We start from the raw sequence: 11392 nt of genomic DNA on the forward strand, positions 1-11392 counted from the left end.
TCCTACGCGAAACACCTGTTTTTACCGGTACAGGTTCCGTCACGGTGCCCAGCATTCCCCTCTTCGAACAAGATCTACCTCGATGGTTGATCGGAGTTCGCTGTGAGCCCGGTGTAAATATCGATCAACCGCGCGGTCAGGACGTCCGGATGGAAGAACCGCTGGTAGCGCTCGCGCGCGGCGGGACCTCTCCGTTCGGCCTCGGCGCGGGCGATCGGCAGTGCGGCGGCGAGCGCCGCCGCATCCGGCTGGACGAGCCAGCCGGCGATCTCGGAGGCCGGGCTCTCATCCACCCCCAAGAGGTACGGGATACCACCAACGGCGGTGCCGAGGACGGGACGACCCGTCGACAGGGCCTCGAGAATCACCGTAGGGAGTACGTCGTTCCACGTCGGCACCGCCACCACGACCGACGCCGCGCGGCGCTCACGATCCATCTCCGCCCGGTCCAGGCCCCCGAGATAGGTCACGTCGGACCGCTCGGCCGCCACCTTCTCGGCCAGCGGGCGCAGGTCGCCGTCGCCGGCGATCCGCAGCGGTCCGAGCGAGCCCTCGGGGTGCCGCTGCCAGGCGTCCAGAAGCAGGGACAGCCCCTTCTCGGGGGACAGGCGGGCCGCGTACAGGAAACCGGCACCGAGCGGAGGCGGATCGCCGGGATCCGGCAGGCCGTTGGGTTTGATCTCGATGTGGTCGTCGGCGATGCCGTAGTCGCGCAGGTGGGCGGCGATGTGGTCGGTCAGCGCGATGTAGCGGTCGACCGTGTGCCAGGTCGGACGATGCACCGCGAGGGTGGTCGCCATCAGCGCGCTCTGGGCCGCCGAGCCGCGGTAGCACTTGTGCCGCACAGCGGGCCATCCGAGCAGCTTGCCCCGGCAATCAGTGCAGTTGTGGCCGTCCCGGAAGTAAAGGCCGGACGAACACACCTGCCGGTAGTTGTGGACGGTCTGCACGACCGGCACCCGATGGGCGTGCGCGGTGCGGATCACCCACGGTGAGAGCAACGGGTACGGGTTGTGCAGGTGCAACACGTCCGGCCGCTCACGTTCGAGCAGCTCAGCGAGGTCGCGCTGGGCCGACCGGCCATAGATCGGCGAGATCGGGAGCAGAGCCTTCTCCCACGCCGGCAGCTCGCCGATCGAGTCCGAACTGCGCTGAAACGGCAGCACTTCGACCCCGGCGGCCCGCAGCTGGGCGATCTCGGTGTCGACGATGACGTTCTCGCCGGACGGCATTGCCTCGCGGTACCGGTTGTGCGCAACGACCACCTTCACGCCTGCGAACGCTACCGTTGTCGCAATTGCCGCCGGTGCGATGGCCCGGGGATTTCGACGCCCGCCGGGTTTGCGGGTGTCGAAATCGCTGTGTCATCGCACCGGTTATCAGGCGATTGCCGCGAGCGCAGCGGAGCATAATGGCTCAGTGCCCGAACTTCCCGAGGTCGAGGCGCTCGCGGCCTACTTGCGCGAGCGCGCGGTCGGCCACACCGTGCAGCGCTTCGAGGTGTCCTCGTTCAGCGCCCTGAAGACCTACGATCCGCCCGCGTCCGCCGTCGCCGGCCTTGAGCTGACCTCGGCCGGGCGTCACGGCAAATTCCTCGACATCGGGCTCGGCCCTGACCTCCACCTGGTCGTGCACCTGGCCCGGGCGGGCTGGCTGCACTACCGGGACGGCTTCAAGTCGCCGGCGCCGCTCAAGCCGGGCAGCGGCCCGATCGCCATCCGGGTGCGGCTCGACGACGAGTCCGGCTTCGACCTGACCGAGGCCGGCACCCAGAAGTCGCTCGCCGCCTATCTGGTGCGCGACCCGGCCGAGGTGCCCGGGGTGTCCCGGCTCGGCCCGGACGCGCTGGCCGTCTCCCGCGACGAGTTCGCCGCCCGCATCAAGAGCCGCAACGGCCAGGTCAAGGGCGTCATCGTCGACCAGGAGGTGCTGGCCGGCATCGGCAACGCCTACTCCGACGAGATCCTGCACGCGGCCAAGATGTCGCCGTTCGCCCTGACCGGCAAGCTGACCGACGAGCAGATCACCACGCTCTACGAGGCCATGCGCGAGGTGGAGCAGGACGCGGTGGCCCGCTCGGTGGGCCAGAAGGCGGCCGAGCTCAAGGGCGAGAAGCGGGCCGGGCTGCGTGTGCACGCGCGCACCGGGCTGCCCTGCCCGGTGTGCGGGGACACGGTGCGCGAAGTGTCGTTCGCTGACAAAAGCCTGCAATACTGCGCCACGTGCCAGACCGGCGGTAAACCACTGGCCGACCGGCGGCTCTCGAAGTTGATCCGTTAGCGTCGATCCGGTCACGCTGCGTATCGGTGGGGAGACATCGGTCTCCACAGCGGAAAGGGGGCACAACGTCCACTTCATTCCGCACGTTCCATCGGTATAGTGGCTCGGTCCCACGTATCGTCCGCGCGTACGGGTAACGGCTCAACGGCCGCCCACCCCGACGCCCGTGGCGGTGCGTAATGTTTTCCGGATGCGGGAGGACGTAGGCGAGGTGACCACAAGCCTGCATCGCCCGGTTACCGACAGCAGCCGGAGCAAGCCCGTGCCGTACGACAGCTTCGAGTGGCAGCAGCCGCCACCGAGCAACGGCGTACCCCGATCGGCCTGGACGCGATCGCACAAGCGCCTGTCGCGCTGGCACCGGCCGTACACGTTGGTCCTGGTCTTCCTCGACCTCGCGTCGGTGGTCCTGGCTAGCTGGTGGATCGCCACGCACCTGGAAAAGGCGAAGTCCGGCTTCCAGTTCAAGAGCTGGGGCTTCCTGCACGGGGGCGAGCTCTTCAACTTCTTCGCCTACATCGTGCTGCCGCTCGGCTGGCTGATCCTGCTCTGGGCCAACGGGACGTACGACCGGCGCTACCTCGGCCTCGGCAGCGAGGAGTTCAAGCGGATCGTCCGGGCCTCGGTCACCGTGGTCGCCGGCGTCTCGCTGCTCGCCTTCGCCACCAAGACCCAGCTGTCCCGTGGCACGGTCGCCGCGGTGTCGCTGGCCGCGCTCTGCTTCCTGCTCGTCGACCGCGTCTTCGCCCGGCAGGTGCTGCACCTGGCCCGTCGCCGCACGGGCCACGGCGCGCACCGCATGGTCCTGGTCGGCACCCTGCCCGAGGCGCTCGAGGTCTACACCGCGGTCACCCGCAGCCCGGCCGCCGGCCTGATCCCGGTCGCCATCCACATCACCGACGGCTACGCGGCGGCCCGCGGCATCGAGACACCCGTGCCGGTCTACGCGGCCCGCGACGTGCTCTCGCTGGTGCACGAGGTCGGCGCCGACACGATCGCGGTCTGCGGCTCGGCCAGCGCCGAACCGGGCGAACTGCGCCGCCTCGCCTGGCAGCTCGAGGGCACCGGCGTCGATCTGGTGGTCGCGCCGCAGCTCACCGACATCGCCGGCCCGCGCGTGCACATCCGGCCGATCGAGGGCCTGCCGCTCCTGCACGTCGAGGAGCCGACCCTCTCCGGCCCCGGCTGGCTGGCCAAAAACCTGCTCGACCGGGTGGTGGCCGCCCTCGGCCTGCTCGCCCTCAGCCCGATCCTCGCGGTCATCGCGCTCGGCATCCGGCTCTCCGACCCCGGCCCGGTCTTCTTCCGCCAGCCCCGGGTCGGCCACGAGGGCCGCACGTTCCGGGTGTGGAAGTTCCGCACGATGTACCAGGACGCCGAGGAGCGCAAGCGCACGCTCGAAGAGCTCAACGAGTCCGACGGCATGCTCTTCAAGATGAAGAACGACCCGCGGGTCTTCTCCTTCGGCGCCAAGCTGCGGGCCACCTCGCTCGACGAACTGCCCCAGCTGATCAACGTGCTGAAAGGCGAGATGTCGCTGGTCGGGCCCCGCCCGCTGCCGGCCGACGACGGCGACTACCTGGGCGACGTGCGCCGGCGGCTGCTGGTGCGCCCCGGCATCACCGGCCTCTGGCAGGTCTCCGGCCGTTCCGACCTGTCGTGGGACGAAGCGGTCCGCCTCGACCTCTACTACGTGGACAACTGGTCGCTGACGTACGACCTGGGCATCCTCTGGCGCACGATTTTCGTCGTCCTGAAGCGCAAGGGAGCCTATTAGGCTCTCGTCCCATGGCGGGACGGATCGAAACCGGTGTCGCGGTCGTCGCCGTCCTCGCGGCGCTGGCCGCGGCGGTCGCGGCCGTCGTGCGGCTGCGGGCCCGCCGGGGCATCGCGACCGCGATGCAGCGGGCGACCTACGACGTGCTGCACACCGCCGGGCTGGCCGCCGATCCGCTGCGCACCGGGCTCACCCCGGCCACCGCGGCCAAGGCGGCCCGCCCGCTGCGCCGGCTGGTCGGCTCGGCCGGCCTCACCATCTCCGACGGAGCGACCTGCCTGGCCTTCGACGGCCTGGGCGGGCACCACAGTTCCTCGCTCACGGCCGCCGCCCAGCGGGCGCTCCACACGCATCGATCGATCGTGCTCAACGCCCGCGATCTGCCGTGCGACCGGGTCGACTGCGCGGTGCGGGGCGCGGTGGTGGCCCCGCTGAGCGGCCCCGACGGCCGGGCGGCGGCGGTGCTCATCGCGGTCGCCGACGACCACCCGGCCCCCGGCCTGGTGCAGGCCACCCTCGAAGCGGCCCGCTGGGCCGGCTCGCAGATCGCGCTGGCCGAACTCGACTCGTCCCGCGAGCGGCTGGCCCGGGCCGAGGTGCGGGCGCTGCGGGCCCAGATCAGCCCCCACTTCATCTACAACGCACTGACCGCGATCGGCTCCTTCGTGCGCACCGACCCCGAGCGCGCCCGCGAGCTGATCCTCGAGTTCGCCGAGTTCACGCGTTACTCGTTCCGGGCCCACGGCGAATTCACGACGCTGGCCGAGGAACTGCGGTCTATCGACCGCTATCTGACGATCGAGCGGGCCCGGTTCGGCGACCGCCTTCAGGTACGCCTCCAGATCGCCCCCGAAGTCCTGCCGGTCGGCCTGCCGTTCCTGTGCCTGCAGCCCCTGGTCGAGAACGCGGTCCGGCACGGGCTCTCGCGCAAGCCCGGCGTCGGTATGGTGAGCATCGAAGCCCGCGATGCCGGAGCCGAGTGCCAGATCACGGTCGAGGATGACGGCGTCGGCATGGACCCCTCGGTCTTCACCGCCGGTCGCCCGTCCGACAGCGACGACGGGCAGCACGTCGGCCTGACGAACGTCGACGAGCGCCTACGCTCGGTTTTCGGCGACCATTTCGGCCTGGTGGTGGAGACCGCACCCGGAGCGGGAACGAAGGTGAGCATGCGCGTCCCGAAGTTCCACCCCGAGGTGCGGGCATGAGCCTGGTTGTGCTGGCCGTCGACGACGAGCCGCCGGCGCTCGACGAGCTGGCCTACCTGCTCGGCGCCGACGGCCGGGTCGCCCACGTGCACCGGGCCGGCGACGCGACCGAGGCGCTGCGGGTGCTGCGCGACACCGAGGTCGACGCGGTGTTCCTCGACATCCGCATGCCCGGGTTGGACGGCATGGAATTGGCACGCATCTTGCGGCGCTTCGCCCGGCCGCCCGCGATCGTCTTCGTGACGGCCTACGACGACGGCGCGGTGGACGCCTTCGACCTGGGCGTGACCGACTACGTGCGCAAGCCGGTGCGGGCCGAGCGGCTGGGCGAGTCGTTGCGCCGGGTGGCCGGGATGCGCACCGCGCCGGCACCGCAGCGGGCGGCGGCGTCCGAGGAGCCGGCCATCCCGGTCGAGCTGGCCGGCACGACCCGCATGCTGCCACGGTCGTCGGTGCGGTGGGTGGAGGCCCAGGGCGACTACGCCCGGTTGCACACGGCGGACGCTTCCCATCTCGTACGCGTATCGCTGGCCACCCTCGCCGAACGCTGGGCCGATGCCGGTTTCGTACGCATTCACCGGTCCTACCTGGTGCAGCTGCGCCTGATCGCCGAGCTACGGCTGACCGGCTCGGGCTACGTGGTGGCGGTGGACGGGGTCGAGCTGCCGGTCAGCCGGAGGCACACGCGAGAGCTCAAGGACCGCCTGATCAGGGCGGCCAAGCACGACTGGATCCGCTGAATCCACATAGTTGTCCACAGCCCCACAGACTTATCCCCAGAGTTATCCACAGGCCGCCCTGTGGACGGAGGTCGGGCTCAGCCTCGCGCGCCCGCGATCGGCAAACTCCCAGCGAAGTCGTTCAGCCTCGTCGCGGGAGTTCCCTGCAAGATCAAGCGGCTCTCGATGAGAGAGACCAGAAATTCCAAGGCCGGCGTGCCCCGCCTTTTACGCGGCGCACACCCGGGCCGAGCGGCCGGCAGACGACCTCGCTCCGTCAATTCGATCGGTTGCCGCCAACACGGTGAACCTCAACGACCTGGAGGACGCAGCGCTGGTCCGCGAGGCGCTCGACGCGCTCTCGCTACCGCTCGGCGGCAAGCAGGCAGCCGCGACGACCATCGCCCGCAAGCGCGCCGTCTTCTACGGCGCCCTTCGGTATGGGGTCGAGCTGCGACTGATTCCAGCGCACCCGATGGCTGACGTCCAGTGGATCACCCCGAAGTCCGACGACGAGCTGCCGTCGGTTGTACGTCCCTTAGGGTCGCTGTTCTGAGCCGGATCTGGGCCGAATGACCTTGCTGACTGCGGTGATGGCGGCTCGGTAGGGGTTCTCTAAGCGACCCCCCTTCACGGGCTGCCGGGCAGCGGTCGTGACCACCGTCTATCATCACGGTCCGTGATCAACGTGATGGCTGACGCGCCGTCGTGGACCGACACCGGAGGCTTCTGGATCGCGCTCGCCGGGGCCGCCTTTGGTGTGGGCGGGTTCGGGGTGGCGATTTGGTCAGCCAGGTCGGGCCAGCGATCGGCGAAGGCAGCGGAAAACGCCGTGGCGGATTCCCGACGGGCTGCGGACGCCGCCGAGGCGGCGGCGCGGGCCGCTGAGATGTCCGCGGACGCGGACCAGCGGCTCGCCCAGTTGGAGACCGCCGGACTGCACGACTCGTACGCGCCTCGGTTCGAGGGTCGCTGGCGATTCGAGAAGTCCCAGCTGCAGGACGGCAGCCGGCACCTGGTCTACCAGTTCAAGCTCGACCGGGACTACCGGATCGAGGCGATCGCCTGGACGATGAACCGGGCCGGCCAGATCGGGCCGCCGACGGTGACGCCGCCGTCCGCCCCAGGCGGGGACTGGACGATTTGGGTCGAGCAGTGGTCCAGAGACCGCACGCATTCGGAGGTCCGCGAACTAGAGCTGCGGTTCTGGTCGCCTCGGGCTGTGCCTGGCCGCGCCAAACCGTGGGAATGCCGCTGCGGCGGCCCAGGCCCGGACGACAGCGCCCCCCACTGGGATGCCATCGTCAAGGTGACGCCGCCCCCACCTGTAAAGGTCGTGGTGCCCAGCTAGGCGACCGCCGCCGGTCGTCATCCCTTGACGTCGCTCACCTGGGTCGGACCTGGGTCCCATGACTTGGTTCCAAACAAGGGCCCGACGTGACTTGCCTCCGGCGCGTGACGGAAGCCTCTTCCCTGAGCGCCCGCCGACGGCAAGGGTCTTACAGGGATCCGGGGCAGCGCCTTGGCCCCCGGAGACATGGTCTTCGAGCGGCGAAAGTGTCATACCCACAGTCTCCCGCAGTGGAGATCGCCGGGGCTTTGTCGTGTCCGGCCGAGGTTTACTGCGGGTGACGCAGCCGGTTGCTCCGATTCGTGGTCGCGCCATGGTCGCGACGAGCAAGATCGAGCGGCTCTCCATGAGATCGAGTGAGACTCGCCGCTAACGCTGACAACCCCCGCCGGCCTGTCTTCGGGGCAGGGCGGGCGGGGTTTGCTGCTCGTGATCGAGCGGAGGGCGTGGGATTCGAACCCACGAAGAGTTTCCCCTTACCGGTTTTCAAGACCGGCGCCATCGGCCACTAGGCGAGCCCTCCCGAGTGCGTGCTCCAGTCTGCCAGATCGGTGCCGCGCGTCCGCAGGGCCTCTTAACCGAAACTTATATTAAGACTCTTAACAGGGGTACCACCTGCAGAAACGGCATGGTCACGCGGTGTTTCGACGGTTGACAACCTATCGACGTGCGTGTTTATTGTTCAGCGTCTTATCAGTCCCAGCCTCCGGCCCCCACCGACGGCAAGGGAGATCCCCACATGTCCAGAAGGTCCACCGCCAGAAGATCCCTCTACGCCGCGGCCGGCGCCGCCGTACTCGCGGCGATCGTGGTTGTCGCGCCGCAGGCGTTCGCGGCCGGCGAGTCGGTCAACGTCTATCTGACCACCACGAGTGACAGCACCGGCCGCACCGTGACCCGCGGGCTGCAGCAGCAGACGCCGGTCTCGTTCGGCGCCGGCAGCGGCAGCGGCAACCAGACCATCACGGTCAACGAGAACACGGCCTACCAGCAGTTCGAGGGTGCGGGCGCCGACATCACCGACACCACCGCCTTCGACATCAAGGGCAGCGGCGCGCTGTCCGCGGCGACCCAGAACGATGTGATGACCAAGCTGTTCTCGCCGACGAGTGGCATCGGCATCAGCGCGGTCCGCAACGTCATCGGCTCGTCCGACCTGGCGCAGAACAGCTACTCCTACGACAACACCTGCTGCGACGTGAACGACTTCTCGCTGTCGCGCGACAGCGACGTCATGGCGTTGAGCAAGCAGGCGCTCGGGCTCAACCCGCAGATGTTCTTCATGGCTTCGCCCTGGTCGGCGCCGCCGTGGATGAAGGACAACAACGCCTACAGCCAGGGCTACCTGCAGTCGCAGTACTACGCGGCCTACGCGCAGTACTTCGTGAAGTACATCCAGGGCTACCAGAACGCGGGCGTGCCGATCCGGTATGTCACCGAGCAGAACGAGCCGGGGTGCTGCGCCGGCTATCCGTCGATGCAGTGGACCGCGTCCGGCCTGGACTATTTCGCGGCCAACGATCTGCTGCCGGCCCTCAACAACGCGGGCGTGAGCACCAAGCTGCTGATCGGCGACTGGAACTTCGACACCTATGACGCCTGGGTGTCGCCGCTGATCAACGACACCGCGATCCGCAACAACAAGAACTTCGGCGGCATCGCCTGGCACAACTACGGCGGCAGCCCGTCGCAGATGACCACGGTGCACAACCAGTTCCCGTCGGTCAACGAGTACATGACCGAGTACTCGGGCGGCACCTGGGTCGGCAACCAGCAGCAGCAGGACATGACCGACATGGTCAATTTCTTCCGCAACTGGGGCCGCAGCTGGAACAAGTGGTCGCTCGCGGTCGACGAGCAGATGGGCCCGCACAACGGCGGTTGCGGCACCTGCACCGGGCTGGTCACCGTGCACCGCAACGACAACAGAAAAGGCCAGGTCGACTACACCGTCGAGTACTACACGATGGGTCACCTGACCAAGTTCGTGAAGCCGGGCGCGGTCCGGATCGACTCGACCGCCAATTCCACGGTTCCCAACGTGGCGTTCAAGAACCCGGACGGGTCGAAGGCGCTGATCGCGTACAACACCAGCGGCAGCACCCAGACGGTCAAGGTCAACTGGGGTGGGCAGTCGTTCACCTACAGCCTGCCGACCAAGACTTCGGCGACCTTCACCTGGGCCGGCACCCAGGGCACCGGCGGCGGAGGAAGTAACAAGACCGGCGCGATCACCAGTGCTCTCGACGGCAAGTGCCTGGACGTGACCGACGGCTCGACGGCCAACGGCAACCAGCCCCAGCTGTGGGACTGCGTCGCCGGCAGCGCCAACCAGCAGTGGACGGTCGGCACCGACGGCACGATCACCGGCCTCGGCAAGTGCCTCGACGTCGCGAACAACTCGACCGCCGACGGCGCTGTCGTGCACCTGTGGGACTGCCTCAGCACCGTCGCCAGTCAGAAGTGGACGGTCACCGCGGCCGGCGACATCGTCAACACCGCGTCGGGCAAGTGCCTCGACGTCAAGGACAAGAGCACCGCCAACGGCGCCAAGCTGCAGCTCTGGACCTGTACCGGTACCTCGAACCAGAAATGGACGTCCCCCGCATGAAGAAGAAGCTCCTCGCGATAGCGACGTCGGTTGCGGTGGTCGGCACCCTCGGCGTCCTCGGTATCAGTAACGCGTTCGCGGCCAGTTCGGGCACGCTTGTCAGCTCGCTCGACGGCAAGTGTCTCGACGTGACCGACGGCTCGACCGCCAACGGCAACCTGCCGCAGCTCTGGGACTGCGTCGCCGGCAGCAGCAACCAGCAGTGGACCCTGGCCGACAACGGTTCGGTGCAGGGCAAGGGCAAGTGCCTCGATGTGGCCGACAACTCGACCGCCGACGGCGCGGTCGTGCACCTCTGGGACTGCTTCGACACCGTCGCCAGTCAGAAGTGGACGCTGAGCGCGGCCGGGGACCTGGTCAACACCGCGTCCGGCAAGTGTCTCGACGTCAAGGACAAGAGCACCGCCAACGGCGCCAAGCTGCAGCTCTGGACCTGCACCGGCACGTCGAACCAGAAGTGGAAGTTCAGCGGCACGGGCACGCCGCCGCCGACCCAGCCGACCACGCCCCCGCCGACCGGTGGCGGCCCCGGCGCCAAGGCGGTCGCTCCGTACTACTACACCGGCTGGGGCAACCCGCCCAACCTGACGACGGTCATGAACACCACCGGCGTCAAGTGGTTCACGATGGCGTTCATGCTGAACAGCGGCAACTGTGTCCCCAAGTGGGACGGGGGCCGGGCGCTGACCGGCGGCCAGGACCAGTCCGCGATCAACACGATCCGGGCCGGCGGCGGTGACGTGGTCGTCTCCTTCGGCGGCGCCAGCGGCCCGTGGCTGGAGGACGCCTGCTCCAGCGCCTCCGCGCTGGCCAACGCCTACCAGCAGGTCATCAACGCGTACGGCCTCAAGGCGATCGACATCGACATCGAGGGCACGCCGTACAACAGCGCGACCGATCAGCAGAAGACGGTCGACGCGCTGAAGACCATCAAGGCCAACAACCCGGGCATCACCGAGTACATCACTCTCGGCAGCGGCACCGGCGGCCCCGACAGCTCGCTGATCAACCGGGCCGCGAGCTCGGGCCTGGTCGTCGACGGCTGGGGCATCATGACCTTCGACTGGGGCAACACCGGCGGTAACCAGGGTCAGCTGACCACCCAGGCGGCGGACGGCCTCAAGAACAAGCTCAAGACCGCGTACGGCTGGTCCGACGCGGACGCGTACAAGCACGTCGGCATCTCCTCGATGAACGGGATCACCGACGAGCACGCGACCGTGACCGTAAACGACATGAAGACGATCACGACGTACGCCCAGCAGCACCAGATCGCCCGGCTCACCTTCTGGTCGCTCAATCGCGACCGGCAGTGCCCGGGTGCGTACCCGAACGACGACACCTGCAGTGGTGTGGCGCAGTCGGCGTACCAGTTCACCCAGACCATCGGCGCCTACAAGGGCTGACGGTCCGGGGATCGGGGCCCGCGAGCAGCGGTGGGTGCTG

General features: G+C 68.6%; 9 protein-coding genes and 1 tRNA gene. 8 read left to right on the top strand and 2 right to left on the bottom strand.

Annotated features, from left to right (window positions below):
* Positions 1-74: 74 nt before the first annotated feature.
* The gene (locus AB0M88_RS18295; protein WP_364102929.1) at positions 75-1271 is read right to left on the bottom strand and encodes a glycosyltransferase family 4 protein; all 1197 of its coding nucleotides are present in this window, start codon (positions 1269-1271) and stop codon (positions 75-77) included.
* Positions 1272-1419: 148 nt separating this feature from the next.
* On the opposite strand from AB0M88_RS18295, the gene AB0M88_RS18300 reads away from it, so the two are divergent.
* The 6 genes from AB0M88_RS18300 (at position 1420) to AB0M88_RS18325 (ending at position 7335) form a co-directional block, all read left to right on the top strand.
* Positions 1420-2280 carry a DNA-formamidopyrimidine glycosylase family protein gene (locus AB0M88_RS18300; protein ID WP_364102931.1) on the top strand — a complete coding sequence of 287 codons (861 nt, stop codon included), beginning with the start codon at positions 1420-1422 and terminating at the stop codon, positions 2278-2280.
* Positions 2281-2470: 190 nt separating this feature from the next.
* Positions 2471-4057: a sugar transferase gene (locus tag AB0M88_RS18305; protein ID WP_364102934.1), complete on the top strand. Its 1587-nt coding sequence runs from the start codon at positions 2471-2473 to the stop codon at positions 4055-4057.
* Between the two features lie 11 nt (positions 4058-4068).
* Positions 4069-5265 (top strand): histidine kinase, encoded by a 1197-nt coding sequence (locus tag AB0M88_RS18310; protein WP_364102937.1) that lies wholly within the window; start codon positions 4069-4071, stop codon positions 5263-5265.
* Positions 5262-6005 carry a LytTR family DNA-binding domain-containing protein gene (locus AB0M88_RS18315; RefSeq protein WP_364102940.1) on the top strand — a complete coding sequence of 248 codons (744 nt, stop codon included), beginning with the start codon at positions 5262-5264 and terminating at the stop codon, positions 6003-6005. The genes AB0M88_RS18310 and AB0M88_RS18315 overlap by 4 nt, the downstream gene beginning before the upstream one ends.
* Before the next feature lie 283 nt (positions 6006-6288).
* Positions 6289-6540 carry a hypothetical protein gene (locus AB0M88_RS18320; RefSeq protein ID WP_364102943.1) on the top strand — a complete coding sequence of 84 codons (252 nt, stop codon included), beginning with the start codon at positions 6289-6291 and terminating at the stop codon, positions 6538-6540.
* 276 nt (positions 6541-6816) lie between these two features.
* Positions 6817-7335: a hypothetical protein gene (locus AB0M88_RS18325; RefSeq protein WP_364102946.1), complete on the top strand. Its 519-nt coding sequence runs from the start codon at positions 6817-6819 to the stop codon at positions 7333-7335.
* Between the two features lie 438 nt (positions 7336-7773).
* Here AB0M88_RS18325 and AB0M88_RS18330 read toward each other — a convergent pair.
* Positions 7774-7858: transfer RNA gene (locus AB0M88_RS18330), tRNA-Ser, on the bottom strand.
* 216 nt (positions 7859-8074) lie between these two features.
* Between AB0M88_RS18330 and AB0M88_RS18335 the strand changes: the two genes are divergently transcribed.
* Complete coding sequence (locus AB0M88_RS18335) at positions 8075-9946, top strand: ricin-type beta-trefoil lectin domain protein (protein WP_364102949.1); 1872 nt, start codon at positions 8075-8077, stop codon at positions 9944-9946.
* Positions 9943-11352: a ricin-type beta-trefoil lectin domain protein gene (locus tag AB0M88_RS18340; RefSeq protein WP_364102952.1), complete on the top strand. Its 1410-nt coding sequence runs from the start codon at positions 9943-9945 to the stop codon at positions 11350-11352. Before AB0M88_RS18335 ends, AB0M88_RS18340 begins: the two co-directional genes overlap by 4 nt.
* The last annotated feature ends 40 nt before the right edge of the window (positions 11353-11392 follow it).

This window comes from Actinoplanes sp. NPDC051411 (assembly GCF_040682075.1).
Taxonomy (GTDB): Bacteria; Actinomycetota; Actinomycetes; order Mycobacteriales; family Micromonosporaceae; genus Actinoplanes.